The 25,790-nt window shown below is 63.0% G+C and carries 31 protein-coding genes and 1 pseudogene; 17 read left to right on the forward strand and 15 right to left on the reverse strand.

Going from position 1 to position 25,790, the window contains the following annotated elements; translation table 11 throughout:
• Positions 1 to 137: 137 nt before the first annotated feature.
• From ehuB to ehuR, 6 genes are all read right to left on the reverse strand, one after another.
• A complete protein-coding gene (ehuB, locus tag AB4037_RS12720) occupies positions 138 to 989 on the reverse strand; it encodes an ectoine/hydroxyectoine ABC transporter substrate-binding protein EhuB (protein ID WP_441771914.1) in 852 nt (283 codons plus the stop codon).
• Between the two features lie 65 nt (positions 990 to 1,054).
• Positions 1,055 to 2,071 (reverse strand): N(2)-acetyl-L-2,4-diaminobutanoate deacetylase DoeB, encoded by a 1,017-nt coding sequence (doeB, locus tag AB4037_RS12725; protein WP_441771761.1) that lies wholly within the window; start codon positions 2,069 to 2,071, stop codon positions 1,055 to 1,057.
• Positions 2,068 to 3,246 carry an ectoine hydrolase DoeA gene (doeA, locus tag AB4037_RS12730; protein ID WP_441771915.1) on the reverse strand — a complete coding sequence of 393 codons (1,179 nt, stop codon included), beginning with the start codon at positions 3,244 to 3,246 and terminating at the stop codon, positions 2,068 to 2,070. Before doeA ends, doeB begins: the two co-directional genes overlap by 4 nt.
• A gap of 7 nt (positions 3,247 to 3,253) precedes the next feature.
• Positions 3,254 to 4,246, reverse strand: a complete 993-nt coding sequence (gene eutC, locus AB4037_RS12735; protein WP_441771762.1) for an ectoine utilization protein EutC — start codon at positions 4,244 to 4,246, stop codon at positions 3,254 to 3,256.
• Positions 4,243 to 5,223 (reverse strand): hydroxyectoine utilization dehydratase EutB, encoded by a 981-nt coding sequence (gene eutB, locus AB4037_RS12740; RefSeq protein ID WP_434956495.1) that lies wholly within the window; start codon positions 5,221 to 5,223, stop codon positions 4,243 to 4,245. Before eutB ends, eutC begins: the two co-directional genes overlap by 4 nt.
• 86 nt (positions 5,224 to 5,309) lie before the next feature.
• On the reverse strand, positions 5,310 to 6,770 hold the full coding sequence (gene ehuR / locus AB4037_RS12745; RefSeq protein WP_441771763.1) for a MocR-like ectoine utilization transcription factor EhuR: 1,461 nt from the start codon (positions 6,768 to 6,770) through the stop codon (positions 5,310 to 5,312).
• Between the two features lie 64 nt (positions 6,771 to 6,834).
• Between ehuR and AB4037_RS12750 the strand changes: the two genes are divergently transcribed.
• The 4 genes from AB4037_RS12750 to AB4037_RS12765 all read left to right on the forward strand — a co-directional run bounded on the left by AB4037_RS12750 (position 6,835) and on the right by AB4037_RS12765 (position 9,936).
• Entirely contained in the window at positions 6,835 to 7,314 is a 480-nt protein-coding gene (locus AB4037_RS12750) for an Lrp/AsnC family transcriptional regulator (protein ID WP_434959641.1), read from the forward strand.
• Positions 7,315 to 7,339: 25 nt separating this feature from the next.
• Positions 7,340 to 8,251 carry an agmatinase gene (locus AB4037_RS12755; RefSeq protein WP_441771764.1) on the forward strand — a complete coding sequence of 304 codons (912 nt, stop codon included), beginning with the start codon at positions 7,340 to 7,342 and terminating at the stop codon, positions 8,249 to 8,251.
• Positions 8,252 to 8,316: 65 nt separating this feature from the next.
• The gene (locus AB4037_RS12760; protein WP_434956498.1) at positions 8,317 to 9,108 is read left to right on the forward strand and encodes a dienelactone hydrolase family protein; all 792 of its coding nucleotides are present in this window, start codon (positions 8,317 to 8,319) and stop codon (positions 9,106 to 9,108) included.
• Positions 9,109 to 9,219: 111 nt separating this feature from the next.
• Complete coding sequence (locus AB4037_RS12765) at positions 9,220 to 9,936, forward strand: SAM-dependent methyltransferase (RefSeq protein ID WP_441771765.1); 717 nt, start codon at positions 9,220 to 9,222, stop codon at positions 9,934 to 9,936.
• 57 nt (positions 9,937 to 9,993) lie between these two features.
• Here the strand turns inward: AB4037_RS12765 and AB4037_RS12770 are convergent, their stop codons facing one another.
• Positions 9,994 to 10,641, reverse strand: a complete 648-nt coding sequence (locus AB4037_RS12770) for a TetR/AcrR family transcriptional regulator (protein WP_441771766.1) — start codon at positions 10,639 to 10,641, stop codon at positions 9,994 to 9,996.
• A gap of 106 nt (positions 10,642 to 10,747) precedes the next feature.
• On the opposite strand from AB4037_RS12770, the pseudogene AB4037_RS12775 reads away from it, so the two are divergent.
• The 4 genes and pseudogenes from AB4037_RS12775 to AB4037_RS12790 all read left to right on the forward strand — a co-directional run.
• Positions 10,748 to 10,855, forward strand: a pseudogene (locus tag AB4037_RS12775) (GFA family protein); the annotation flags it as partial.
• A 48-nt stretch (positions 10,856 to 10,903) separates the two neighbouring features.
• A complete protein-coding gene (locus AB4037_RS12780; protein ID WP_434959765.1) occupies positions 10,904 to 11,308 on the forward strand; it encodes a hypothetical protein in 405 nt (134 codons plus the stop codon).
• Positions 11,298 to 11,594: a DUF6958 family protein gene (locus AB4037_RS12785; protein ID WP_441771767.1), complete on the forward strand. Its 297-nt coding sequence runs from the start codon at positions 11,298 to 11,300 to the stop codon at positions 11,592 to 11,594. The genes AB4037_RS12780 and AB4037_RS12785 overlap by 11 nt, the downstream gene beginning before the upstream one ends.
• A gap of 118 nt (positions 11,595 to 11,712) precedes the next feature.
• Positions 11,713 to 12,027, forward strand: coding sequence for a hypothetical protein (locus tag AB4037_RS12790; protein WP_434956502.1), 315 nt, complete (start codon positions 11,713 to 11,715; stop codon positions 12,025 to 12,027).
• Here AB4037_RS12790 and AB4037_RS12795 read toward each other — a convergent pair.
• Together AB4037_RS12795 and AB4037_RS12800 are read right to left on the reverse strand one after the other, a co-directional pair.
• On the reverse strand, positions 11,981 to 12,907 hold the full coding sequence (locus AB4037_RS12795; protein ID WP_441771768.1) for a DMT family transporter: 927 nt from the start codon (positions 12,905 to 12,907) through the stop codon (positions 11,981 to 11,983). The genes AB4037_RS12790 and AB4037_RS12795 overlap by 47 nt on opposite strands.
• Positions 12,908 to 13,199: 292 nt before the next feature.
• Positions 13,200 to 13,631, reverse strand: coding sequence for a hypothetical protein (locus AB4037_RS12800; protein ID WP_434956504.1), 432 nt, complete (start codon positions 13,629 to 13,631; stop codon positions 13,200 to 13,202).
• 295 nt (positions 13,632 to 13,926) lie between these two features.
• Between AB4037_RS12800 and AB4037_RS12805 the strand changes: the two genes are divergently transcribed.
• Positions 13,927 to 14,817 carry a LysR family transcriptional regulator gene (locus AB4037_RS12805; RefSeq protein WP_441771769.1) on the forward strand — a complete coding sequence of 297 codons (891 nt, stop codon included), beginning with the start codon at positions 13,927 to 13,929 and terminating at the stop codon, positions 14,815 to 14,817.
• A 6-nt stretch (positions 14,818 to 14,823) separates the two neighbouring features.
• Here AB4037_RS12805 and AB4037_RS12810 read toward each other — a convergent pair whose 3' ends face one another.
• The gene (locus AB4037_RS12810; RefSeq protein WP_441771770.1) at positions 14,824 to 15,801 is read right to left on the reverse strand and encodes a glutathione S-transferase family protein; all 978 of its coding nucleotides are present in this window, start codon (positions 15,799 to 15,801) and stop codon (positions 14,824 to 14,826) included.
• A gap of 223 nt (positions 15,802 to 16,024) precedes the next feature.
• On the opposite strand from AB4037_RS12810, the gene AB4037_RS12815 reads away from it, so the two are divergent.
• Positions 16,025 to 16,450 (forward strand): DUF1801 domain-containing protein, encoded by a 426-nt coding sequence (locus tag AB4037_RS12815; protein ID WP_441771771.1) that lies wholly within the window; start codon positions 16,025 to 16,027, stop codon positions 16,448 to 16,450.
• A 6-nt stretch (positions 16,451 to 16,456) separates the two neighbouring features.
• Here the strand turns inward: AB4037_RS12815 and AB4037_RS12820 are convergent, their stop codons facing one another.
• Positions 16,457 to 17,086: a LysE family translocator gene (locus AB4037_RS12820; protein ID WP_434956508.1), complete on the reverse strand. Its 630-nt coding sequence runs from the start codon at positions 17,084 to 17,086 to the stop codon at positions 16,457 to 16,459.
• A 184-nt stretch (positions 17,087 to 17,270) separates the two neighbouring features.
• Between AB4037_RS12820 and AB4037_RS12825 the strand changes: the two genes are divergently transcribed.
• Together AB4037_RS12825 and AB4037_RS12830 are read left to right on the forward strand one after the other, a co-directional pair.
• Complete coding sequence (locus tag AB4037_RS12825) at positions 17,271 to 17,576, forward strand: hypothetical protein (protein ID WP_434956509.1); 306 nt, start codon at positions 17,271 to 17,273, stop codon at positions 17,574 to 17,576.
• A 33-nt stretch (positions 17,577 to 17,609) separates the two neighbouring features.
• Positions 17,610 to 18,215, forward strand: a complete 606-nt coding sequence (locus tag AB4037_RS12830; protein WP_441771772.1) for a histidine phosphatase family protein — start codon at positions 17,610 to 17,612, stop codon at positions 18,213 to 18,215.
• Between the two features lie 244 nt (positions 18,216 to 18,459).
• Here the strand turns inward: AB4037_RS12830 and AB4037_RS12835 are convergent, their stop codons facing one another.
• Complete coding sequence (locus AB4037_RS12835; protein WP_441771773.1) at positions 18,460 to 18,804, reverse strand: RidA family protein; 345 nt, start codon at positions 18,802 to 18,804, stop codon at positions 18,460 to 18,462.
• A gap of 195 nt (positions 18,805 to 18,999) precedes the next feature.
• Here AB4037_RS12835 and AB4037_RS12840 point away from each other — a divergent pair, with 195 nt between their 5' ends.
• Both AB4037_RS12840 and AB4037_RS12845 read left to right on the forward strand, forming a co-directional pair.
• Positions 19,000 to 19,284 (forward strand): hypothetical protein, encoded by a 285-nt coding sequence (locus AB4037_RS12840; protein ID WP_441771774.1) that lies wholly within the window; start codon positions 19,000 to 19,002, stop codon positions 19,282 to 19,284.
• A gap of 139 nt (positions 19,285 to 19,423) precedes the next feature.
• Positions 19,424 to 19,867 (forward strand): response regulator transcription factor, encoded by a 444-nt coding sequence (locus AB4037_RS12845; RefSeq protein ID WP_441771775.1) that lies wholly within the window; start codon positions 19,424 to 19,426, stop codon positions 19,865 to 19,867.
• 224 nt (positions 19,868 to 20,091) lie between these two features.
• Here AB4037_RS12845 and AB4037_RS12850 read toward each other — a convergent pair whose 3' ends face one another.
• Complete coding sequence (locus AB4037_RS12850) at positions 20,092 to 20,463, reverse strand: hypothetical protein (protein WP_441771776.1); 372 nt, start codon at positions 20,461 to 20,463, stop codon at positions 20,092 to 20,094.
• Between the two features lie 300 nt (positions 20,464 to 20,763).
• On the opposite strand from AB4037_RS12850, the gene AB4037_RS12855 reads away from it, so the two are divergent.
• Positions 20,764 to 21,531 (forward strand): SDR family oxidoreductase, encoded by a 768-nt coding sequence (locus tag AB4037_RS12855; RefSeq protein ID WP_441771777.1) that lies wholly within the window; start codon positions 20,764 to 20,766, stop codon positions 21,529 to 21,531.
• 406 nt (positions 21,532 to 21,937) lie between these two features.
• Here the strand turns inward: AB4037_RS12855 and AB4037_RS12860 are convergent, their stop codons facing one another.
• The gene (locus AB4037_RS12860; RefSeq protein WP_441771778.1) at positions 21,938 to 22,846 is read right to left on the reverse strand and encodes a LysR family transcriptional regulator; all 909 of its coding nucleotides are present in this window, start codon (positions 22,844 to 22,846) and stop codon (positions 21,938 to 21,940) included.
• Between the two features lie 176 nt (positions 22,847 to 23,022).
• On the opposite strand from AB4037_RS12860, the gene AB4037_RS12865 reads away from it, so the two are divergent.
• Together AB4037_RS12865 and AB4037_RS12870 are read left to right on the forward strand one after the other, a co-directional pair.
• On the forward strand, positions 23,023 to 23,967 hold the full coding sequence (locus tag AB4037_RS12865; RefSeq protein ID WP_434956518.1) for a ring-cleaving dioxygenase: 945 nt from the start codon (positions 23,023 to 23,025) through the stop codon (positions 23,965 to 23,967).
• 133 nt (positions 23,968 to 24,100) lie between these two features.
• Positions 24,101 to 24,667, forward strand: coding sequence for an alpha/beta hydrolase (locus tag AB4037_RS12870; RefSeq protein ID WP_434956519.1), 567 nt, complete (start codon positions 24,101 to 24,103; stop codon positions 24,665 to 24,667).
• A gap of 90 nt (positions 24,668 to 24,757) precedes the next feature.
• Here AB4037_RS12870 and AB4037_RS12875 read toward each other — a convergent pair whose 3' ends face one another.
• The gene (locus tag AB4037_RS12875) at positions 24,758 to 25,744 is read right to left on the reverse strand and encodes an NAD-dependent epimerase/dehydratase family protein (protein ID WP_434956520.1); all 987 of its coding nucleotides are present in this window, start codon (positions 25,742 to 25,744) and stop codon (positions 24,758 to 24,760) included.
• Positions 25,745 to 25,790 lie beyond the last annotated feature (46 nt).

Raw genomic sequence — 25,790 nt, forward strand, 5'->3', positions numbered from 1 at the left:
CCTGGAGGGGCGGCCTGAAAGGTCGGGGTGGGGTGGAGGCGCCATCATGACAATGGTGATCGCTGGTTTTGCGAAGAGGCACCCCACCCCGACACGAGGTGTCGACCCTCCCCCTTCAGGGGAGGGTTAAATGCGCCTTACTTGCCTGCGCAAAGATCGGCGACCTTCTTTTCGGCAGCGGCCTTGATGCTGACCTCGCTCAGCCCGTAATTGGCGAGGATCGCCTTGTATTCATCGCTCTTGCGGAACTCCACGAGCGCAGCGTTGTAGGCCTCGCGCAGGTCCTTGTCTTCCGGGCGGAAGGCAAAGCCGCCATAGTTGCGCACCGGCTTGCCGTTGACGACCGGATCGGTGAAAGGCTTGACCTGTTCGACCTCCGTCTGCCCCTTGGCGAGGCTGGCAACCGTGAGCTCGGTGGCCGCATAGGCATCGGCCCGGCTCTTCACCGTGGCGATGGCATCGGCATTGGCCTGGATGAAGACGACCTGGCTATCCTTGACGCCGACAGCGCGCAGGAAGTCGATATTGTTGGCGCCCGAAACCACCGCGACCTTGAGCGTGGGGTCCTTGGCGATATCGGCATAGGTCGTCAGTTTCTTGGGATTGCCGGCCTTGACCAGCAGGCCTTCGCCATAGCTGGAATTGGGTTCGGTGAAGGAAACCTGCTTGCAGCGGTCGGGCGAGATATTCTGCTCGGCCGCGACGAAATCATAGCGCCGCGCCTTGAGGCCGGGGATCAAGGTACCGAAGGGTGCGACCGTCCAGGCAATCTCGCTGACACCCATCTTCTTGAGGACGGCGATAGCCACTTCCGGACCGATGCCGGCGGCCGTGCCGTCTTCCTTGGTGAAACCATAGGGTACTTCGTTGGCCGTGACGGCGCGGACGAAGCCGTTGCTCTTGACCTCTTCGAGCGTCGTGGCCTGGGCACTGGCCACGCTCATGGCGAGAGCCAATCCGGCGAGGCCGGCAAGTCGGGGCAGTTTCATCATCTCATTCTCCTGTCTGGTGAAGGTGCCTACCCGGTTGGTTCCGGCAGGTCGATTGTCGGTTGTCAGGCATGTTCCTCGGTCGTTGCGATGACCGAGAGGCAGTCGCCGACCTTGACGAGGCCGGGGAAATGGCGGGCCGCCAGCAGGCCATCCAGCGCTGCCCGATGCTCATGGGGCGCGCGGCCGGTATGGCCGAGCGGATATATACGGGCGAAGACTTCTCCCTTGACGACGGGTTCGCCAAGATCCTTGAGGAACTCGACCAGTCCCTCTTCCGGGCTGAAGCCGAAACAGTCAGACGAAGGCATGTCGAGCCAGCGCGTCTCGCCGACAACAGGCTGCCCGGCCAGGATGCCGGCATGCCTGAGGAAATTGGCGACTCCGCGCTTGGCGATGCCGGCCGAGCGCGCCGTGGCGGTGCCGCCACCGCCGAGCTCGGTGGTGACGAAGACCTTGCCCGCTGTCTCGGCAATGGTGTCGAACATGCCGACGGCATCGATCTCGATCATGCGCATCGACCAGGGAGCGGAGAAAGCCGCCACGGCGGCAAAGCAGCGATCTTGCTGCGCCTTGTCAGGCAATTCGTGCGCCGCGGCATAGGGAAGGAAATCGAGAGTCCGCCCGCCGGAATGGAAATCGAGCACGATGTCGGCCAGAGGCAGCAGGCAGCGCGTGACATAATCGGCGATCTTCTCGGTGACGCTGCCGTTCGGGCGTCCGGGAAAGCTACGATTGAGATTGCCCTTGTCGATCGGCGAGGTGCGCCTGGCAGCCCGAAAGGCCGGGTAGTTCAGGGCAGGCACGATGATGATGCGCCCGTTCACTGCCTCCGCCGTAAGCGTGCGGGCGAGGTCGAACAAGGCGATCGGCCCCTCATATTCGTCGCCATGATTGGCGCCGGTTAAAAGGGCCGTCGGCCCCTCGCCACGCTTCACCACGGTGACCGGGATCATCACCGATCCCCAGGCAGAATCGTCCCGGCTCCAGGGCAGGCGCAGATGGCCATGCTGGATGCCGTTAGCGTCGAAATCGACGCTGGCGCTGATCGGTGACGGGCGCAGGATCGGATCGGCGTTCATGCTTTCACGAAGAGTTGGCGCGGCACATTGGCGAGGCATTCCACGCCGTTTTCGGTGATCAGGATGCTCTCTGTAATCTCCAGGCCCATGGTCTCAAGCCAGATTCCGGTCATGAAATGGAAGGTCATGCCGGGCCGCAGCTCGGTGCGATCGCCCGGCCGCAGGCTCATGGTGCGCTCGCCCCAGTCCGGCGGATAGCTCAGGCCGATCGGATAGCCGGTGCGGTTGTCCTTGACGATGCCGTACTTCTTCAGCACCGCGAAGAAGGCGTTGGCGATGTCCTCGCAGGTATTGCCGGGCTTGGCTGCCGCAAGCCCGGCCTCCATTCCCTCCACGGTCGCCTTTTCGGCCTCGACGAAGGCCTGGGTCGGCTTGCCGAGGAAGACGGTGCGCGATAGCGGACAATGATAGCGCCTGTAGCAGCCCGCGATCTCGAAGAACGTTCCCTCCCCGCTTTTCATCGGCAGGTCGTTCCAGGTCAGGTGCGGCGCGGAGGCTTCCTCGCCCGACGGCAACAGGGGCACGATGGCGGCATAGTCGCCGCCGAAACCGTCGACGCCCCGAATGGCGGCATCATAGATCTCGGCAACGAGATCGCTCTTGCGCATGCCGGGCTCGACCTTGTCGAGGATGCGCCGATGCATCGCTTCGACGATGCGGCCCGCCTTGCGCATATAGTCGATTTCGGTTTGGCTCTTGATCGCCCGCTGCCAGTTGACCAGCGACAGACAGTCCTTGAAGCGGGCATTGGGCAAATGCCGGACCAGCGAGGCATAGGCGGCGGCGCTGAACCAGTAATTGTCCATTTCGACGCCGATCGTACCCTTGGCCCAGCCGCGCTGCTCGATGATGCCCGAGAGGTAATCCATCGGATGGCGTTCGGTGGACTGCACATAGTGATCGGGATAGCCGACGATATTGTCGTGGGCGAGCCAGGCCGTGCGCTTGGCGCCGTTGGCGTCCTGTCCCCGGCCGAACCACACGGGCTCTCCCTCGCCGGCGACGAGAACACATTGATGGACATAGAAGGACCAGCCATCATAGCCGGTAAGCCAGTGCATGTTCGAAGGGTCGGTGACAACAAGCAGATCGATATCCGCCTTGGCCATGGCCGCTCGCGTCTTGGCCAGGCGCTCCGCATATTCCTCGCGGCTAAAATTGAGCGTGGGCACAATCATTCCGTCATTTTCCCTTGATTGTCTCGAAAGTCTGGCCGGCTCCGGCGGCGGCGGCCCGCTGAAAAGCGAGCGTGGCGATGGCGGTATCCTGCACGCCGGTGCCGGTCAGGTCGCAAAGCGTGATGTCGGCATCGCTCCGACGCCCCTTGGCCGTGCCGCCGATCACCTGTCCCAGTTCGGCAAACACCGCATCGGCTCCGACGGTTCCCGCCTTGATGGCATGGGCGAGTTCGCCAAGCCGCCTTGTCTGTGCGAGACTGTCGGCGACATAAAAAGCCTTGCGGAAGACGGCTGGATCCACCTCGTTCTTGTGCTCGGAATCCGAGCCCATCGCCGTGACATGCTGCCCGGGCGAGAGCCATTCGGCCTTGAGGATCGGGGTTTCGGCCGGTGTGGTGGTGACGATGACATCGGCCCCGGCGCAGGCACCCTCCACGCTGGCGGCAGGCACGACCGGGATACCGAGGCGCTGCGACAGGTCTTGGGCGGCAGTCGCGGCCTTGGCGGCGTCGCGAGCCCAGAGCCGGGCCTCACTGATCGGCCGCACCAGGCGGAGCGCTTCGAGCTGCAGCCGGGCCTGCTCGCCTGCACCGATAATGGCGGCTATGCGGGCATCGGCCCGCGCAAGGTAGCGGGCGGCAACGGCGCCTGCCGCAGCGGTGCGGATCTGTGTCAGATAGCCATTGTCGAGCAATAGGGCTTCGACCAGGCCGGTCCGGCTGCTCAGCAGCACCATCAGGCCGTTGAGGCTGGGAAGGCCGAGTTGGGGATTGTCGAAGAAGCCCGGGCTGATCTTGATGGCAAAACCCTCGACACCGGGAATATAGGCCGTCTTGACGTCCACTTCGCCGCGGTGCTCTGGGATGTCGAGCCTTAGGATCGGCGGCATCGCCACCACTTCAGTCGCGAGGGCCAGGAAGGCCCGCTCGACGCAATCGACGGCATCCGCATCCAGCGCCACGCAACGGCGCAATTCGGCTTCGGTCAGCACGATCATGCCGCCACTCCCTGTTCGACGATGCGACGATGAAGGCCCGGGTCGATATTGCGGCCGGACACCACGATCGCCGTCGGTCCCGACGGCCTGACCTTGTCGGCCAGCAAAGCGGCGATACCGACGCCCGCGGCTCCTTCGACGATTTCGCCCTCGGCGGCGAAGGCATGCCGGATCCCAGCCGCCACTTCCTCTTCGCTCAGCAGGATGACTTCATCGAGGAAATCGCGGCATAGGCCGAAGCTGTAGCGATTGGCGAGCCCGATGCCCCCACCGAGGGAATCCGCCAGTGTCGGCAATTCCTCGACCTCAACCGGCTTGCCCGCCAGCAGGCTGGCATGCATGGCGGCGCCCCGTTCCATCGAAATGCCGATGACCTTGGCCTGACGCCGGAGCGTCTTGACGGCTGCGGCGATCCCGCCTGCCAGCCCACCGCCCGACAGCGGCACCAGCACCAGTTCGACCTCCGGCAGGTCCTCGATGATTTCGAGCCCGATCGTTCCCTGCCCGGCGATCACGGCCGGGTGGTCGAAGGGTGGGATTTCAGCAAGGCCTTCCTCGGCCACCAGCCGGTTGACCTCTTCCTGCGCGTCATCCTGGGAATGGCCGACGATACGCACCTCAGCGCCGAGCGAGCGGACGGCCTCGACCTTGTTTGCCGGCACCAGTTGCGACATGCACACCACCGCCCGGATGCCCTGCACCTTGGCAGCGTGGGCGACCGCGCGGCCATGATTTCCGGTCGAGGCGGTGACGATCCCCGCGGCACCCTTTGGGGCAAACGCGTCAAGGGAGAGGACGGCATTGGTCGCGCCGCGCAGCTTGAAGGAACCGGTGGTCTGGCGCGTCTCCAGTTTGAGATGAACCGGCGAACCGTCTTGCGACAGGGAGGGGGCATGAAGCAGCGGCGTGCGGACCACATGCCCGGCGATCCTCGCACGGGCGCTCTTGATCTCGTCGATGGTGACCGCGACTGGCATCGAACCCACCCCTCCTGGCTTGGACGGGATGGTGTTACGATACAAAAATCATGTCAATTATTATATTGTAATGATACAGATCTGCCTCAGCCGATCAACCGTGCGTCGAACACGGGCGGCAACTGTTCGAAAGTGGCCCGCACCGAGGCGAGCGTCTCCGCCAGCGCGGCATGCGACAACCGTCCGCCGAGGCAGACGCGGATGCCGCCGGCGCCAAGCTCGCCGGCAACGAAGGGGTCGGAAGGCGTGACCGCGATGGCGCGCTGGGCAAGAGCGCGCACCAATCCTTCCTCCGTCCAACGGGGCGGCACCTTCAGCCAGGCGCAAAGCGAGAGTGGGTGACTGGAAGCAACGATGTCTCCGAGCACCTGGGTCACGATGGCTTGGCGCGCACGTGCTTCCTGGCGCTGCAGGCCGACAAGGGCCTGGGCGGTGCCGTCCTCGATCCAGAGCGAGGCTATTTCGGCCGGCAGGTTGGTGGCGCTCCAGCTCGTCACCCGCATGATGCTGCCGACACGGATCGAATAGGCCGGCGGCACCACGAGATAGCCGACGCGCAGTCCGGTCATCACGGACTTGGTCATCGACGTCGCGAAGAAGCCGAGTTCCGGCAGCATCTGGGCGATCGAGGGCAAGGGCTCATCGAGCAGGGGTTTGTAGACCTCGTCCTCGATCACGAAGATGCCATAGCGGGCAGCGATGTCGGCAATCTCCCGCCGGCGTCCGGCGCCGGCCACGTGACTGGTCGGGTTTCCCAGCGAGGGAATGAGGACCATCGCCTTGACGCCCCCGGATGCGCAGGCGGCCTCAAGGGCCTCGGGCAGTATGCCTTCGGCATCCGTTGGCAATCCACGCAGGGTGAAGCCCAGCAACGTGGCCAGCCCAATGATGCCGTGATCCGTCAGGTTTTCGGTGAGCACGAGGTCACCGGGATGGACCACCGATGCCACGGCCAGGAAGAGGCCGTGGGCCGCGCCATTGGTGATCAGGATGCGATCGGCTTCCGCCTCCACGCCGAGCCCGCGCAGCCAGATCCTGGCCGCGCTCCGGTGACGGTCGAGCCCGGCAATTGGGCGGCAGGTGCGCATGAAGGCGCTGTTGTCTCCGTCGCTCAGGCGCGCCATCACCTGCCGCGAGGCGCGCTCATGCGCTTCGGTGTAGACGGCGCGGATGATGGAGAGGTCGGCTGTCTGGCCGGGGGAGCGGTCGAGCATGAAGCGCTCGGCGCGCTCGGTAACCCGGTCCCGCACGAAGGTGCCCCGCCCGACTTCGCCCCGCAGAACCCCGCGCCTTTCCGCTTCCTTGTAGCTGATGCTGACCGTCTGCACCGAAACCTTGAGGGCGTGAGCAAGATCGCGATGGGTCGGCATGCGCGTTCCCGGCTTGAGGATCTCGGCCTCGACATCCGCGATGATCAGGTCGGTCAGCAGCTTGTGCTTGGTCACGCCCTTGCGGCGCGATAGGACTGGTCGCCATTCTGCCGCCGCCGCAAGAGGCGCGCGCGATTCGACAAATCGTCCGAACCGGTCAGAATTGGAGAGTGACATGAAATTGTCCTGATACAATACCCAAGCCTATCCGTATTATACCAATCCATTCGCCGGCGCCATGTTGAAACTCGACAAGATCGATCTGAAGATCCTCGCGGCCCTGCAGCGCGATGGCCGCATTACCAAGTTGAACCTCGCCACCGAGGCCGGCCTGTCGGCCGCCGCGTGCTGGGAGCGGCTGCGCCGTCTGGAAAAAGCCGGTGCGATCGCCCGCTACGGCGCTGTCATCGACGCCGCGCGGTTGGGGCGCTTTGCCACCGTGCTGGTCGAGATCACGCTCAAGAGCCATCGCCAGGCGGATTTCCAGCGATTCGAAGCCACCGTCATGCGCGAGCCGGCCATAGTCGCTTGCGACGCCGTGGGCGGCGGCATCGACTATCTCCTGCGCGTGGTGACCACCGATATCGATTCCTACCAGCGCCTGATCGACGGCTTGCTCGAGGCTGAGATCGGTATCGACCGCTATTTCACCTATATCGTCACCAAAACCATCAAGCAGACGGGATTCCCGCTCGAGATCATCGAGGGTACCATCTCTTGAACTGCCGTCGCAGGATTGGACCCCAATGACCGCCATGCCCACCTTCCTGGATTTTCCCGCCCGCCTTGCCGGCGACCGCAAGCCCCGAATGGTGATCTTCGGTGCCGGCCATGGCAGCACCTATCCCGTCAAGGACAGTGCTCCCTATGCCCTGGCGCCGGACGCCATCCGCGCCGCCAGCCAGGAGGATGCCGGTCTGGTCGAGCATTGGGATTTCGACCTCGGCGGGCCGCTCTTCGATGGCAAACCCGCTTCATGCGTCGATGTCGGCAATATCGAGACCGTCATGCGCGACAATGCCGCGAACCGGGACCGGATCGAGGCGAAGACGCGCGAGATCCTTGCGGCAGGCGCCATCCCCCTCCTGCTTGGCGGCGATGATTCCATCCCCATTCCCTTTCTTGCCGGCTTTGCCGATCGCGGCCCGATCTGGATCCTGCAGATCGATGCGCATATCGACTGGCGCGACGAATTGCATGGCGAGCGCCATGGCTATTCCAGCCCGATGCGCCGCGCGAGCGAGATGGGGCACGTCGCCGGCATCGTGCAGGTGGGCATGCGCGGCGTCGGCAGTGCCCGCCTGGCGGAAATCGAGGCAGCCCGAAGCTATGGCAGCCATCTGGTGACTGTTCGCGAGATTCACGCCCGAGGCATCGAGGCTGCGCTTCGGCACATTCCTGCTGGAGCGCAGGTCGTCGTCACCCTCGATTGCGATGGCCTCGATCCGGGTATCTTGCCCGGGGTGGCGGCCCGCACGCCGGGCGGCCTCAGCTATACCCAGGTGATCGACCTGATCGCCGGCCTCGGCAAGCGAGCCAGGATCGCCGGCTTCGATCTCGTCGAGCTCTATCCGCCCGCCGATGAAAGCGGCCTGTCGGCGCTCACGGCGGCACGGCTTCTCGTCAATGTGATCGGGACCATCGCCAGGCAGGTTTGAAAGCCGGCTTGCTCTGATAGCATGATGGCCCGACAAGGTTTCATCCGCCGTCGAGAGGACATCCCATGCGCTTTACCCGTCTCGTTCTGCCCTTGCTTGCGCTTTTCGTTGTCACGCCCGCCTTCGCCAAGATGGTGGTCAAGCCGGTCGACTGGACCTTGGATGGCACGACCTTCAAGAGCCTGCTGATCTATGACGATGCCCCCAAGGCCAAGCGCCCCGGCCTGGTCATGGTGCCCAACTGGTATGGCGTGGGTGACACCGCCATCGAGAAGGCCAAGAAGATTGCGGGCAAGGACTATGTCATCCTGCTCACCGACATGTATGGCGAGGGTGTCCGCCCCAAGAATGACACGGAAGCGAAGGCTGCCATCGCCCCGCTCTATGGCGACCGCGCCTTGATGCGCAAACGCATCGACAAGGCTTTCGAGCAGTTGAAGGTCAACACCACCAATGCACCGATCGACCAGTCCCGGTTGGCGGCAATCGGCTTTTGCTTCGGCGGCAGTGCCGTGCTCGACTTGGCGCGCAGTGGCGCCGACGCGAAGGCGGTGATCTCCTTCCATGGCGGCCTCGGCACCGACGACCCGGCCCTGGCCAAGACCATCCAGGCACGCGTGCTCGCCATCAACGGGGCCGACGATACCGCCACCATTCCGGACGTGCCCAAATTCACCGAAGAGATGCGGAGCAGCCCGGCCGACTGGCAATTTGTCGAGATCGGCCATGCCGTGCATTGCTTTACGGAAACCGAGGCAACCGGCAAGACCGGCAATTGCCGCTACGATGCCAAGGCCGCCGCGAGATCCTATGCGATGATGCGGTCCTGGCTGGCCGAGAGCTTTGCTAAGAATTGAAGGCAATCGACTGACGTGGGCCGGCCGCTGTCAGCTTTTATACCAGCATAAGAAGCGGCCTTCCCGGCATCGCTTCTCCCAAGCAAAGGAGCGATGTTCAGGGAGAAGATCATGATCGAGACCGGAAACACGGCAGCCGCAAAATTCGATACCGGCCGGGCCGCCGAATATGCGGTCCAAAGCCGTATCGCCCTTGCGGGCTACGATGCGTGCCACGAACTCGGCGCCTGCCTGCTCGCCGCCGATCTGGGCCCTGGCCGCGCCGCACGGGTTCTGGTGGCTGGAGCCGGCGGCACCGCCCAGGAAATTATCTCGGCGGCCCGCCTCGAGCCCCTCTGGCACTTTACCGCCGTGGATCCTTCGGCTCCCATGCTCGAACTCGCGATGGCCGCTGTCGGCGAGGCCGGCCTCACGGCGCGAACGACGCCCATGCTGGGTGAGCTTGCGGCTCTGCCGGAGGAGGCCGTCTATGACGCCGCGAGTTTGATCGGCGTTCTGCACCACTTGCGCGGCCTTTCCGCCAAGCAAGACATCCTCAAGGCGTTGGCGGCCCGTCTCAAGCCTGGGGCACCTCTCATCCTGGCCGGCAACCGGCATGCCTATGCGAGCAGGCCGCTGTTCCTGGCGGCCTGGGGCGAGCGCTGGCGTATGCATGGAGCATCGGCCGACGAGATCGAGGCAAAGCTGGGCAAGATCCGGCAAGGGGCCGATCCGCCTGCTTCCGACCAGGATGTGGCTGAGATGTTGACGCAGGCCGGCTTCGAGGAGCCGACCTTGTTCTTCTCGAGCCTGTTCTGGGGCGGCTGGATCGCGCATCGGCGCGGTTGAGGCACGACTAGGGCTGTCGGTCGAGCTTCGCGGCATAACCGGGGCGGCGCCCCGGGCTCACCCCTTGGCGTCGACCTGATAGGCAGCCAGGAAGATGCGAACCGCCTCTCCGGCATGGGCTCGCAGCACGTTCGGCTTCGGTATAGCTCCATTGCCCAGGAGCATGACATCGTTGACCGGTCCCCCCATCACCAGCCAGTTGAAGAAGGCGGCGGCGGCTCGAACGTCCGATGTACGGATGAGGCCCCTTTCGACATAGCGTGCGAATATCGTCGCCAGCCGGTTGATCGAGCGCATCGGGCCGCGCTCGTAAAGCACCTTGCCGAGGTCGGGAAAACGCTCGGCCTCGGCGATCGCCAGGCGCCGCAATTGCAGCAGGCGCGGTGTCATCACCAATGCGAGCTGAAGTTCGGCGAATTCGAGCAGGAATTTCTCGATCGGGAGATCGTCGGGCGGATCGGCGACCTGTTCCTGCAACTCGTCGCCGGCCTGCCCCGTCATGCCGCTCGCTATTTCGAGGAACAGCGTCTCCTTGCTCTGGAAATGGGCATAGACGGTCTGCTTCGACACATCGGCCGTCGCCGCGATCTCATCCATGTTGGTGGCCAGGAAGCCGTGCTTGAGGAAGAGGTCGGTTGCCGCCGCAACGATGCTTTTGCGTGTACGCTCGACCCGAATTCTTGCGCCGTTGCTCATGGTCGCCATGCCCCCTGTCCCTGGATAGCACCGGTTCGCGAATAGACCATCCGGATTGACAAATCAAACTGGACGGTACAGTCTAGTTAATGAAGCGACTCGGGGGGACAAGGTTATGGCGCACCTGCATGGAAGGGCTCTCCCTCTCACCTGTCTGTGCGGACAGGTCGTGCTCGAAGCGGCCGACGCCCCCATCGTCACCGCTGTCTGCCATTGCACGAGTTGCCGTACCGCTAGGGAACGCATTGAGGCCCTGCCAGGGGCGCCTGGGATGGCGGAGGACGACGGTGGCACAGCCTTCGTGCTCTACCGAAAGGACAGAGTTCGTTGCATCGCGGGAGCCGAGTTGCTGCGTGAATACCGGCTGACGCCTACCGCCAAGACCCGGCGTGTCCTGGCGCATTGTTGCAACGCTCCCATGTTTCTCGAATTCGAAAAAGGGCACTGGCTGAGCCTCTACAGGCAGCGCTTTGCCGCCAGCGATCGACCCGCCCTGGAAATGCGGGTGATGACCGGGGATCGGAGAGCCGGCTTCGAACGCAAAGACGACATGCCCAGCTACGCCTCGCATTCGGGACGTTTCATGTGGAAGCTGCTTTCGGCCTGGATCGCTATGGGTTTTCGGGCGCCGAAGATCGATTATGTGAAAGGCGGGGTTGGTCACTATGCCGGTTGAGAAGATTGCGATCCAGAACGTGGTGTCACCCGGGCATGTCGTTCGTGTCGACAAGGCCAAGTATGAGGCGATGAAAACGGCGCTCCTTGCCGTCTTGCCCGAAACCTCGCCTGGCCTGACGGTAGCCGAAGCCAAGCAGCATTTGTTGCCCTTGCTGTCGCAGGCTCTCTTTCCGGGCGGCGCGAAGGCCGGCTGGTGGCTGAAAGCCGTTCAACTCGATCTCGAGGCGAAGGGCACCGTGGTGCGCGAAGCAACCAAGCCTCTGCGCCTCCATCGCAAAGTCTGAGGATATTGCGAGGGCATGTTGGCAGTCTCCTCGGGGCCTCTCATGCGAGTGTGATCTTCATTCGGTCGCATTCTTCTGTAGATTCTGCGACCAACCAGCCGAATTGCCGGAGACGACCATGAAGACCCTTGCCATCGCTACTGGCGCCCTGCTGCTGTTTGCCGGTTCTGCCTTCGCCGATGGATTTGCTCTCAAGGAGAACAAATTCGCTCCGCCGCCCTTGGATTCCAAGAAGGCGTCAGGCCCCTATGATTGGACGGGGTTTTATGCCGGCGGTCATGCCGGCCTGTCCCAGGGCAGGTCGAAATTGAGCACGGATGGCAACAGCCGATCCTCCTCGGACCTCGGTTCCAGTTTCGGGGCTCATGCGGGTTATAATTACCAGTTCAATCGCGGGGTCGTGTTCGGAGGCGAGACCGACGTTTCTCGCTGAATGGCCGTTCCGGCCGCAAACCGGACTTGGTCGCGGCGATGACGATGCCGAGGCAGACCAGGCCAAGACCCCCTGCGAAGTTCCAGCCAAGCCTTTCTCCGAGGAATAGGTCTCCCGCCAGACTGGCGGTGATCGGATTGACCGCCACCGCGATCGCCACCAGCGTCGGCGTCGTATGGGTGACTGCGAAAGACCATAGGAAGAAGACCAGCGCGCTGCCGACAATGCCGAGATAGCCGGCGGCAAGCCAGGCTTCCGACGGGAGCCAGCGAAGATTGGTCAATCCTCCGCCGATTGCTGCGACCGAGACGAGGCAGAGCGCGCCGATACCCATCGCTGTCAACGTGAAACGAACGGGTCCCGAACGAGCGATGAAAGACCGGGACCAGATCGTATAAAGAGCCATGACAAGCGCCGCCCCGAGCATCAGGAGGTCGCCCCGCCAGGCCCCCGGCGGTGCTGTGGAGAGGCCCGAGAGCAGCGCGAGCGTCACCCCGGACATGGTAACCAGGACCCCCAGGACCTTGCGGGCATTCATGGTCTCGGCGCGCAGAGCCGAGGCCGCCAGCATGGTCAAGACCGGTAACGCCGACAAGGCAATGGCGCCGCGCGCTGCCGTGGTGAAATAGAGCGCCGCATTGAACAGGATCGGGAACAGTCCAAAGAACAAGAGGCCCAGCCCGACCACGCCCGGCCAGTCGCGACGCGGCGGCCAGGCTTCGCGGCGCAGGCATGCAACGGGCAGGAGAAAGAGGAAGCCGAGGCCGAAACGCAGTGCGCCAAGCGTGATCGGGTCGATCGTCTTCGAGAGCGACCGCGTGGCGACCACAGCGGTACCCCCGATGCCGCTCGACAGGATGGCCGCCAGAACACCCCACATTACCCCTGCTCCCGCTGCGTGGTCACGAGCATGGATAGCGCAGGCACACCGTTCGAGAGAATTGCATTTGTCTGATGAATATCATCACGGAATGTGATGACCACTCGATTGCGGTATGTTGAGTTGCCTTCCGCATCCGTGGCACTGCGAATCAGATTCCCGCACCATCCTTGCGGTTGTCTCATGGGCTTTCGATGCCTGGCGGTTCGGCGGAGCTCGCAAATCGACCTGCTCAACTCTGGGCCAAGAAGCCACGAGCTGACGGAGGCCATTCCTGTCCGCTATTCTCCGATTAATAGCGAACGATTTCCTTCCGGCACGCTTCTGTAAAACCATACAAAAGGTCGTATTCCGGGAGCTTCTTGGCGTCCAGATGAGAGAAATCGACCTTCTCTGAAGAATATCTGTTGACGATGGTTTCCAGAACTTCATCGGCCCTGGCGATCACCTCGTCTCCTGAAAATAATTTCATTCTATTTTTAATGGAGTAAAGTTTAACCAATTTCCCCGAATCGGTTAAATTATTCTCCATAGCATCGCCGTATACTTTCGATGCTTCGTCAATAAATTCTCCAAATATTCTTTCTCGCCGTGACATTTCGTTGGAAAGACGCTGAACTCTTTGCTGATAACTCTGATTGAGCCACGTCGTTGCAAAGGATGCGAATGCGCCGATACTCGATCCGGCAAGGGCCGCCAAAGCCGATAAATATGCTCCGTCCATGGCTTCCCTTTCCGGAAGTTCACCTGTCTCGACGAGTTTATCCCGGGTTCCGAACGAATTATCAAGGAGCCTTCCCCGCCTATGGAAAGCGAGCGGGAAGAGCAGAGCTGTCTAGAGCACGCAGGATGCCCCGCCTGGTCGCTGCCATCGTGCCTTGTGCATAGGCTCGACGGAACGGGTCTCTGACAGGCAACCTTCCAGGCGCCACCATCACGAAGGACAATGCTGCTCGGAGTGCCGGGAGGGGACTCACAAGGAAATTGCATTTCTCGCATAGGCATCATCATGATGTGTGATGACATTGCCGTTGCTCGATCCTGATCTCTTGAGAGCCTTTCTGGCCGTGGCCGACCATAGCTCCTTCACGCGGGCGGCCGCGCGGCTCAATCGCACGCAATCAGCCGTGAGCATGCAGATTCGGCGTCTCGAAATGCGGGTCGCCGCGGAGTTGTTCCGTCGCAACACCACCACGGTCGAGTTGACCCAGGCCGGTGAAGGCCTACTCACCTATGCGCGGCGCATCCTCGCCCTGAACGAGGAGGCGGTCGGCAGGCTTCGCCAACATCGGCTCGAGGGCCGCGTGCGGCTGGGTGTAATGGATGATTACGGAAGCCACGTTCTGCCCGCCTTGCTGGCGCGCTTCCTCACCCTCTATCCGCGTATTCATGTCGAGATGGAAACCGGCCTGACCAGCACCATGCTCGGCCGCCTCGGCGAAAGCTATGATCTCGTCATCGCCATGCATGCCCGGGGGCATGAGGACGGCGAATTGCTGCGGCTGGAGCAGCCGGTCTGGGCAGCCAGCACGGCGCACCGGGCCTGGCTCATCGATCCTCTCCCGGTGGCACTCTATCCGATGGGCTGTCTCTTCCGTAAATGGGCAATCGAGGCCCTTGATGCCGCGCAGCGGCCGTGGCGGCTGGCTTTCGTGTCCCATAATCTGGCGACAGTGGAAGCGATTGCGGCCCAGGGACTGGCGGTCACGGTGGTGAAATCGAGCTTCCTGCCGCGCAGCTTGCAAAGCCTTTCGCCGGAAGAAGGCCTACCCGCCCTGCCCGGCGCCGAGATCAGGCTCCATGCCGGCCCCGGCCTGACGCGGGCGGCGGGGCTGCTCGCCGATCATTTGCGCGAAGCCTTTGCCAGGATGCCGGTCGAACCGGCGGTAAAGAGCAATCGAGCCCGTTGAGGGACATTACGCGGCCCGGGCCGCCGAGGCGCGCAAACCGGAGATGGGGGCATCATAGTCGAGATCGGGGCCGAGAGGCACGATACGGCCCGGATTGATCCAGGGGTGGCTGGCATAATAGTGCCCCTTGATGTGATCCATGGCGATGGTCGGCCGGATAAGCGGATGCTGATGAAACGCCCGCGTATAGTCCCAAAGTGCAGGGTAGTCGGTGATCATGCGCCGGTTGCATTTGAAGTGGCCATGATAGACCGGGTCGAAGCGCAGCAATGTCGTAAACAGGCGGATGTCGGCCTCGGTGATGCGTTCGCCCAGCAGGAATGCCTGGCGTTCGAGCCGGTGCTCCAGCCAGTCCAAGGTTTCGAAGACGGCTTTCGCCGCCTCCTCATAGGCGGCCTGCGTGGTGGCGAAGCCCGCCTTATAGACACCATTGTTGAGGCTTTCATAGACGCGTTCGTTGACGGTATCGATCTCCGTGCGCAGGTCGCTCGGATAGTAGTCGCCGGGGCTGGCACCAATGCCATCGAAAGCCGAATTGAACATGCGGATGATCTCGGCCGATTCGTTGGAGACGATGCGCCGGCTTGCCTTGTCCCAAAGCACGGGGACGGTAACGCGCGTGGTGGCGCCGGGATCCCCCAGCGTATAGAGCTCGTGAAGCTTGGTGACAGCGTTCACATTATCCGCCACGACGCCGGGCCCGGGATCGAAGCTCCAGCCGTCCTCTCCCATCAACCAGTTGACCACGGAGATGCCGATCAACCTCTCCAGCCCCTTGAGGCTGCGCATGATCAGGGTACGATGGGCCCAGGGGCAGGCCAGTGAGACATAGAGATGATAGCGCCCAGCCTCGGCCTTGAAGGCCGCGTCCGCCTGGGACGAAATCCAGTTCCGATACACCGAGGGCGGCCGCTTCAACCTGCCGTCGGCCATCAGCTTGGCCGGGGCGGTGCGATGCCATTGCCCGTCGATCAACTCGCCCATGATGCAGCCTCGCGCTTACTCAATCCGTCTTGACGCCACGGTAGACAACGTGCCGAAGGCGGGAATGCTGTCATGGGATGACGCGCACGAATAGTCGCCATCTCTAGAACCTATCCATCGACGAAATCGATAAGAGGCCGCTTCGATGCGCGCGACGGCCCTGTTTTGGCAAGCCGGATCAAGGCCAATATCCTACCATGCCGGTCTCTGAGCGGAGACGACCTTGCCCATGCTGCCTTTCGCCGATGCCGCCATATCGTCGACCTTCGCGGCTCTGCCGCAGCACCTTTGCCAGCCCGTGCTCGGGTTGCGCGAGATGATCCTCGAGGTCGGTTCCAGCTTGCCCGAGCTCGGCGGCATGGTGGAAACCTTGAAATGGGGTGAGCCCGCCTACCATCCCGTACGCAAACGGGTCGGCACCACCATTCGGATCAACGCCCACCGGCGATCGGAAAATTGCTATGCGCTCTACGTGCCCTGCCAGACCCGGCTCGTCGAGCTCTACCGCTCGCATTACCCCGATATATTCACCTATGAAGGCCGGCGCGCCTTGTTGTTCTATCCCGCGACGCCGCCGCCCGATGCGCCCCTCCAGCACTGTATCGCCATGGCGCTGACCTGCCATCTCCGGGGCCATGGCGCCCGCTAGGCATCCCTACTTGCGTGAAACGAGCGCCGCCGTCACGCCCAGGCCGATGAAGGACAGGCCGGCAAACCAGCGCTGGAACCGCAGGAAGCGGCGGCTGCGGCGCAGGAAATCCCCGGCCGCGCCGGCTGCCAGGGCGAACATGGCATCGCTCAGCATGCCAAGCCCCATGAAGGTGAAGCCGAGCACGAGGACCTGCCAATGCAAGCCGCCGCGCGCCGGGTCGACGAACTGCGGCAGGAAGGCCAGGAAGAAGATCGCCGTCTTCGGATTGAACAGATTGACGATGAAGCCTTCCTGAAACAGCCGATGCAGCGGCTTGGTCGACTTGGCAGAGATCTCCAGAGGCAGATCCGGCGCCATCAGCGTACGGATGCCGATCCAGATCAGATAGGCCGCGCCCAGATACTTGACCACGGAAAAGGCAAGGGTCGAGGAAACGATCAGGGCAGACAGCCCGACCGCGGCAGCGACGATGTGGACGATGGTGCCGAGATGGATGCCGAGGACCGAGACCAGGCCCGCGACCTTGCCTCGTTCGACCGAGCGCGCCACGATGAAGAGCACTGCCGGTCCTGGGGTCAGCAGCAGCGTGATCGATGCGAGAACGAAAAGTCCCCAGAGTGTCGGATCAGGCATAGGTCGCTCCTTGTCATTTCTTGCGGCGGAGCAAGCCACAAGGCCGTGGACAAGGCAAGAACCTCGTCACAGGAGCCCCTTGGCGAGAGCCTCTATCCCCTTGTCGAGGGCATGCTATGCTAAAATATTGCCATCGACTCGTCCGACCTTGTCGTGCCGGCAATGCCTGACGTTGGGGCTCCTCATGAAGCTGTCCGCCTGCACCGCCCTCCTCCTCCTGCCACTGCTGGGCACCTCCGTCCTGGCAGAGGAATTCGCGCCGCCTGATCTGACGGTGGAGCAGCCCAAACATAAGAAGCCGGCCGCCATGGCCGGCAAGGCTCCTGCGTTGGGAAATTCCGCCTCGCAATGGACACCGGATGCGAAAGACAAGGCGTCCAAGGCTTTCACGGCTCGCCCCGACATTTGCGGTGGCTGTGAACTCAAGCTCAACGCCCGCCAGGTCAACCGGGAAGATCGGCTTCGACGTCCGTTTGAGGCGTTCGAGTGAGATCCTTTCCCTTGCGGGTTGCCTGGAGGCGGCATGGCGCGTGAACTCTGGCTGATCCGCCACGGCGAAAGCACCGCCAATGCCGGGGCTGCCAGCAAGGACGCCTCTTCGGCGCCGCTTACCGAAACCGGCTGGCAACAGGCGCGCATGGTAGCGGCCAAATTCGAACGAGCCCCGGAACTGATTGTCGTGTCACCCTATCTGCGAGCGCGTCAAACGGCGGCGCCGACGGCCGAGCGTTTTGCGGCGGTGCCGATCGAAACCTGGCCGGTGCAGGAATTCACCTATCTGTCGCCCGTTCGCTGCGCGAACACCACGATGGAGCAGCGGCGCCCGCTGGTGGACGCCTATTGGCATCTTGCCGATCCCAAACGGGTCGACGGTCCGGGCGCCGAATCCTTTGCCCAGATGCTGGAGCGCGTACGAACCACCGCCCGCCGCATCGAAGCGCTCGGCCTCGAACGCATCGCCATTTTCACACATGGCCACGTCATGCAGGCTTGGCGCATGCTGGCCGAACATCCCGAGGCGAGCGACAGGGTAGACATGAAACGCTATTTCAGCGCCTTCCTTGGCCGCCCGATCGAGAATGGCGAATGGATGTCCGCGAATGCCTATGCCAGGGTGGCACGGAGCTAGGGCCGAAAAGTCGGAGCAGCTTTCGCTGGTGCATTGTCCGGAAGTGGCTGGAACGCCGCCTTTGTCATGCCCGGGCTTGTCCCGGGCATCCAGCGGCCCCGCCTTCGACGCCTGGAAGGGCGCTGGATTGCCGGTTCAAGCCCGGCAATGACAAAGGTCGAGCCAGTTCGTTCCTTTATTGACGGACTTGCCTGGAACCGCAAAGGCGCGGTCTCCCCTGCACGGTACGCCTTGACCAGGACGATCAGGCCGTCGCGGTAACCTGGATTTCGACCAACAGTTCCGGCAGGGCCAGGCGCGCTTCCACGGTCGCGCGGACAGGCAGGTTGTTCATGTCGACCCACTTGTCCCAGACCGCGTTCATCTGGCCGAAATGAACGATGTCGCGCAGCCAGATGCTGGCCGTGAGCAGGTTCGCCTTGGAGCTGCCGGCTTCGGCCAGCAGGGCATCGATCTGCGCCAGGATGTCGGCGGTCTGCGCCGAGGTGTCGCCGCTGGTATCAGCCGCGGTGATTCCGGCCGTGGTGACGACGCCATTGGCGACGACCGCCTTGCAGAAACGCGGGCCGGGATGAAGACGCTTGACCATGGGAGTGTCCTTCCTTGAAAAGTCAGGGCCCTCCTCTACAGCATCGAATCCGATTCAGAAATCACATCAGGCACGGAAACTCTTTCCTGCGATGTTGGGGGATGAACTGGCCGAACGTCTCACAGATTCCTACATCTGGTGTTAAGGCCGATTGTTGCCAAATATAGGCCTGTTCATCCGTATGAGGCGTTTACAATGTCCCTCACCCCTTCCCTCAGCCGCGCCGCCCGCGCCCTCCTGGATTTCGAAATTGCCGATCTGGTGAAGCGGTCCGGCGTGCCGAAAGTTATCATCGCCGAGTTCGAAAAGGGCGGTCGGGTACCGCAGAGACAGGATCTGGCGGCCATGCGCCTCGCCTTCGAGGAAGCCGGCATCCAGTTCCTCGAGGACGATGGCAACGGCCCGGGCCTGCGCCTGCGTCGCGGGGCGCGCCAATCCGGCCTTCGGCCGGAAGAACTCACCGCAGAAAACGACGATTGAGCCATTGGTTGACCGCCTGTTCCGGAGTCACGCGCGGAACAGACAGTCAAAGGCAGGCATGAAAGAAGGAGAGCAAGCAAGGTTGCAGGTCCGGCAGCCGCCAGGAAATCACCGCACTGCGATGGCTAGGACATTTCGATTGAGACAGATTGCTTTGACGTCTTCCTCCTCCGCCCCTCCCATCGAAAGCCGCCGCGCCGTGATGGCGATCATTGAAATGGATGGCGAGGACACGCTGGCGCAAGTGCGCCGGCACTTTCCCAATGCCACGGTTTTCTTGCTGACGGCTCAGCCAGGTGATTCTGACGGCAAGCTGGTTTCGGCCGAACAAGTCGTCTCGGCGCTCGAAACCTGGGCCGGCCCGGACCAGGCCCCGTATCTGATGCCGATACTCACCCCTCGCCAGCAGGATATTCTGGATCTGATCGTTCAGGGCAAGTCGAACAAGGAGATCGCCAGGGCTCTGGCCATCTCTCCCTTCACGGTGCGCAACCACGTCTCGCTGCTGCTACGCGTTCTCAATGTCGCATCGCGAGAGGAAGCCGCGAGCAAGGCAGCCGAAGGCACCATCTTGCGGCAGTGAGGGGCAAACCTCGCTTTGGCCGAGGCGCAGTTCCTACCGAGCGTTGAAATGATTGGCTCTCGATGCCTGCGGCTGTTGGTGTGCCGGTCTTCGGGCCGGCAGTTCTACCCCGAAAGATGCCGGTCCGAAGACCGGCACACCAACAGCCGCCGTCGCAGCCTCGATATTCCTGCAGCTTGGTATTACTCGAATGGGGTCAAGCTACCTCATTGCTTGGATGAGAATCACTGCGCCTTGGTCGCATCGGGCAGTTGTTCCATGCCTGGCAGCATGTAGCCCGAGGTCACGCTTCCCGTCAGCTCGCCACCCTGGCATTCGAGGGCGGTTTCTTCATAGCTGAAGGTCGTGACGATCACGCCCTTCTGGCGATCGGTGACGCGGAACTGATTACCGACGCGGGCCTGGTAGCGAGCGGCCTGCGAACCGACACGCATGATGCCCTCGCCGTCGACCAGTTTCTGGCGTGTGCGGTTTTCGCCATCGGCAACGGCTCCTTCGGCCACGCCGGCCATATGGGTGCGCTGCACCGCCTTCAGATGTTCGAGACAGGCCTCGAAATTGGCGAAGTGCTGGGCTGGAACCGGAAGCGGCGGCAAGCGCCCGCTCGCGAGCACCGAGGTGGTAGGAAATCCGCTTACAAGACCCGCAAGCAGGATAGCCGCAATCCGTCTGCGACAGGAGGGAGGTGAGGCCATGGGTTCATTCTCGTGTTTGATCATATCACGGCGGTTATGCCGATGGATGGACAGATGGAAGCACTCTTGGCGCGAGATCTCCCGCTTGGCGATTTCCCAGGAAACAGAGAGTGCCGTGCTCGGCAAGATCATAGGAAACGGGTCGCGACTTGGTCACGCCTGGGGAACAAGGACCTCCCAATCGAATTGGAGGTTCAGGATATGAAGTCTACGCTCGAAAACAAGGTCGCGATCGTCACCGGCGCCAGCTCCGGCATCGGCGAAGCCTCGGCCCGTTTGTTTGCCGCCGAAGGCGCCGCAGTCGTCCTGTCAGGTCGGCGTCGAGATGCACTCGAAAGGGTCGTCGCCGAAATTGCGAATGCCGGCGGAAAGGCCGTCTCGGTGGCCGGCAACATCCAGGACGAGGATCACCAGATCGCCCTGGTTGAGGCCGCCCAGCAGCATTTCGGCGGGCTCGACGTCGCCTTCAACAATGCGGGCACCACCGGAGAAATGGCGCCGCTGACCGAGCTTTCTCTGGAAAGCTGGCGCGATACGCTCGACGTCAATCTGACCAGTGCCTTCCTCGCGGCCCGGCACCAGATCCCCGCCATGCTGGCGCGCGGCGGCGGCGCCCTGGTGTTCACCTCGACCTTCGTCGGTTATACCGTCGGTTTTCCCGGCATGGCCGCCTATGCCGCCAGCAAGGCTGGCCTGATCGGCCTCACCCAGGTGATCGCCACCGAATACAGCCCCAGGGGTATCCGGGCCAATGCCCTGCTGCCGGGCGGCACCGATACACCGATGGGACGAAGCGTTTCCAACACGCCGGAGGCACGCGCCTTCGTGGAGGGGCTGCATGCCCTCAAGCGCCTGGCCTCGCCCGAGGAGATCGCCCGTTCCGCTCTCTATCTCGTTTCGGACCTGTCGAGCTTCGTGACCGGAACGGCCCACTTGGCGGATGGCGGTGTCTCGATCATGAAAACCTGAAGCACTTCCGATCAAAAACAGTCCCTGGGGCGAGATCGCCGGTCACACGCAATCAACCTCGGGTAACCAGGCCAGCCTCTCTCGCGATAGTTTGGCAGCGGGCCAGGGCCCAGGCGAGATCGGCTGCGCCCTGGGCCCAGGGCAGCCTGGTAGACATTCTCCAGCCCGATGCGCAACTGGTAGCCTGCAAGCAGGTGCCCCTCCCGCAGGCGCCAGGGCTGGGTGGTTTCGAAAAACCTGGCCTGCGACTCCAATCCTCCCGACAAAGGATGCAGATCGATCGATTTGCCGAATTCTGCCCGAAGCACTGCGGTGATTTCTTCGGGCCGCAATTGGGTCTTCCGGGAAGATCTACCATCTCTGCCTTCATCCGATGTCGTGGTCGTCATTCGATGTCTCGGCGGAGCTAGGCGCCTTCGATGAAGGCCCGCCGCCGCACGATCTCGGCGGCGAGGAAATCGAGAAAGGCCCGTATGCGCGGAGCGTCGCGCAGATCGGGATGGGTGAGCAGCCAGAGATCGGCCCCGAAATCCGGATTGACCGGTCCAATACGACGCAAGCTCGGCCTGGTTCCGGCGATGAAACAGGGCAGATGACCGATGCCGATGCCGGCCTCGACGGCTTCGGCGAGGCCGAGCACCGAGTTGACGCGATAGACGATGCGTTCCGGCGCGACGTGCGTCTTGACGTAGCGCACGGCCTTGAGCGCGGCGAGATTGTCGCCGAGTGCCACCCAGCGCCGCCCATGCAACGCTTCAAGATCCGGCAGGTCGGGATCGGAGAAATCGTCTGCCCTGCCATAAAGTGCCCAGCCGATGCGGGCGACGCGTCGACCCACGAGCGTGTCTGGCGGGGTATCGGAAGCACGGATGGCGATATCGGCATCCCGCTTGGACAGGTTCAGCGCTGCATTCGACAGGATCACGTCGAGCCGCATGCTCGGATAGGCCTCGCCGAACCTGGCAAGCAGCGGTGTCAGCAGTTCGACCAGTAATGTGTCGTTGGTGGTTATGCGCAATTCACCGGCAAGGTCGAGTTCGCCACCGGCAAGCCTGCGCAGGACCGAGACAATATCCTCGTCGACACGGCTCGCCAATCCGGCCACTTCCTCACCGGCCGATGTCAGCGTGTAGCCTGTACGATGCTTTTCGAACAGAGTGACGCCGAGCGCCTGTTCGATCAGGCGCAGCCGCCGGAACGCGGTCGAATGATCGATGCCGATGCGTGCGGCCGCCGCGGGCAGGTTCCTGGCGTCGGCGACGGCCTTTACCAGACGCAGGTCGTCCCAGGCCAAATTCGGAAAACCGTCCCCCACGGCAAAGTCCCCCAGCGGCGCCTAGGCGCATGCCACATCAATAGTATCTTTCAGATCGACAATTCAATACCTTTCACCCCAACCAATTCATTGCGCCGACGCAATGGCAATTCCTGGCATATCGGGCCTATCTCACTCATCGAGGGACAGGAATCCCGACCGAAAGGAATTTCGCCATGAGCGGCAAAGGCATCCATCACGTCACGGCCATCGCGGGTCCTGCCCAGCGCAATCTCGATTTCTACACCCGCATACTTGGCCTGCGACTGGTCAAGAAGACCGTGAATTTCGACGATCCCGGCACCTATCACCTCTATTACGGCGATGAGGCCGGCCATCCCGGCAGCATCCTGACCTACTTTCCCTGGGAACATGTTGCGCCGGGCCGTGTCGGCCTTGGTGAAACGCAGGAAACCATGCTGCGGGTGCCGGAAGGCTCGCTTGGCTATTGGACGCATCGCCTCGTCGAGAATGGCGTCGCCCATCAGCCGCTGACCAAGCGTTTTGGCGAGCCCCTGCTGTCCTTCCAGGACCCGGACGGCATGCGCCTCGCCCTCGTTGCCGTACCCGGCATTGGGAACGAACCTGGTTGGACCGGCGCCGGCATCCCCGCCGATGCTGCCATCCGCGGTTTCCACAGCGTCAATCTCCTGCTCGCGGAAGCGGCGCCGACTGGTGCCATCCTCACCGATGTTTTCGGCTTCGGCGAGGTCGGGCGTGAAGGCAGCCTGGTGCGCTATCGGGTGGCCGACGGCGGGGCAGGCAGCATCGTCGACATCCACGAGGCGAGCGGCCTCCTGCCGGCCCGTCTCGGCGGTGGCTCGGTGCATCACATCGCCTTTCGTGCCGCCGATGATGCCGAGGAGGCCGCGATGGTGCGCAGGCTCGCCGAGAACCATGGCATCCGCACCACGGAGCAGAAGGACCGCAATTATTTCCGTTCCGTCTATTTCCGGGAACCCGGACATGTCCTGTTCGAGATCGCGACCGATATTCCTGGCTTTGCCGTGGACGAGCCGGCATCGACGCTCGGCGAAACCCTGAAACTGCCGGTGTTCCTGGAAGCCCGCCGTTCGGGTCTGGAAGCCACCCTGCCCCGCCTGGAGCAAAGCGCGTCCTAGAAGCGCTCCTTGTTCTAGCTGCCCTGTCCGGCATGGCCGGCCAAACGTCCCCATCCCCCGAACCGAGGAGGCAATAGTTATGACCACGACATCGCAATTATCGTATATCCACCGCTTCGTTCCCGGACAGGATATGAAGAGGCCCCCTCTCCTGCTCCTGCACGGGACGGGTGGTGACGAAAACGATCTAATCGGCCTGGGCGAGCTGGTTGGGCCCGGCAGTGCTCTGCTCTCCCCGCGCGGCAACGTGCTGGAGCACGGCATGCCCCGGTTTTTCCGACGCCTGAGCGAAGGCGTGTTCGATGAAGAAGATCTGCGCCGGCGGGCCGTCGAATTGGCAGGCTTCATTGCGCAGGCGCGCGAGGCGTACGGCCTCGATGCTCCCATCGCCTTAGGCTTTTCCAACGGTGCCAATATCGCCGCCGCGCTCTTGCTGCTGCATCCGCAGGCGCTTGCCGGCGCCGCACTGCTCCGACCGATGACGCCCTTGCGAACGGCGCCTTCGACGGAGTTGGGCGGCAAGCCGGTGCTGATGCTTTCCGGGGCCGCCGATCCGATCGTGCCGGCAGCGAATGCCGGCAGGCTGGCCGATCTCCTGAAGGAACGCGGCGCCGCCGTGCGCCACGAGACGCTCCCGACCGGCCATGGCCTGACGCAGGCCGATGTCGCGCAGACCAAGGCTTGGCTTGCTGGCCTGTAGATCCTTGGCAAGCAAGGCGCCATCTCTCGGACAAGGAGCCATCTCTCGGAAGCGCGATCATCCGTGCTTCCGGGAGATTCTGCCTGCCTCTCAATCGTGAACCGGATAGGGGCCTTCCGAGAAGACCCTGTCGTGATAGCCCTTGCTGCCGACTTCGCCTGTAAGTGGGCTGCGGAAATTCTGTCCCTCGCGCAGGCAGTCGAGCATGTGCCGGAAATCGTAGCGCGGGCACCAGCCGAGTTCGGCCCGTGCCCGCGCATTGACATAGATGCGATCCACCTGCGGAAACAGGCTCCATCCCCTGGCGGTATAAAGCTCGGCGCAATCGGGAAACAGCCGGTGTACGAGCGCCGGCGCGTCGGCCCGCAGTGCCGCGCCGTCGTCCGGGCCGAACGGCGTGGTTGCGGAGATGATATAGCGGCCGAAACCCAGCGCCGGCGCCCTGTCCGCCGCCGCCAGATGGGCACCGACCACATCCTCGATGTCGCAGCGGCGGTTGAGCAACTCGTTGGCCTGGGCGTTGTCGGCGCTGTAGCGTTGCCTCATCTGCGCATCATCATCGGCTTCCGGGAAGAAGCGCGAGGTGCGCAGCACGATGACGGGCAGGCGGTGGCGACGGGCAAAGAGTTCGCACAGGGTCTCCGCCGCGATCTTGCTCGCGCCATAGATGTTCTTCGGGATCGGGACCACGTCCTCGGTGATCCAGGCCGCCGGTTCGCCCGCTGCCGGCGTCAAGGCTGAGCCGAAGGTGCTGGTCGTGCTGGTGAAGACGAAGGATTCCACGCCAGAGGTTAAGGCCGCCTCGAGGAGCACGAGAGTCCCCTGGATGTTCACGTCGAGAAAATCCCGATAGCCATGGGTGGCCACATGCGGCTTGTGCAGCGTGGCTGCGTGTAGAATCGTGCGCACGCCCGGCAGATGACGTTGGACGAAATCGCGATCGCCGATCGATCCTATGGAATCGGTGAAGGGCGAGGCCTTGATGTCGAGCCCGATGGCAGGCCGCCCCTCTGCCCGCAAGGTGCGCATCAGCGCCTCGCCCAGATGTCCGGCACTGCCCGTTACCAAAATCGTCATGGTGACCAATCCGTCATTCGCAATCCGGCACCGACGATTAGCGATC

It is taken from the genome of Labrys sp. KB_33_2 (assembly GCF_052114505.1).
Lineage (GTDB): Bacteria > Pseudomonadota > Alphaproteobacteria > Rhizobiales > Labraceae > Labrys.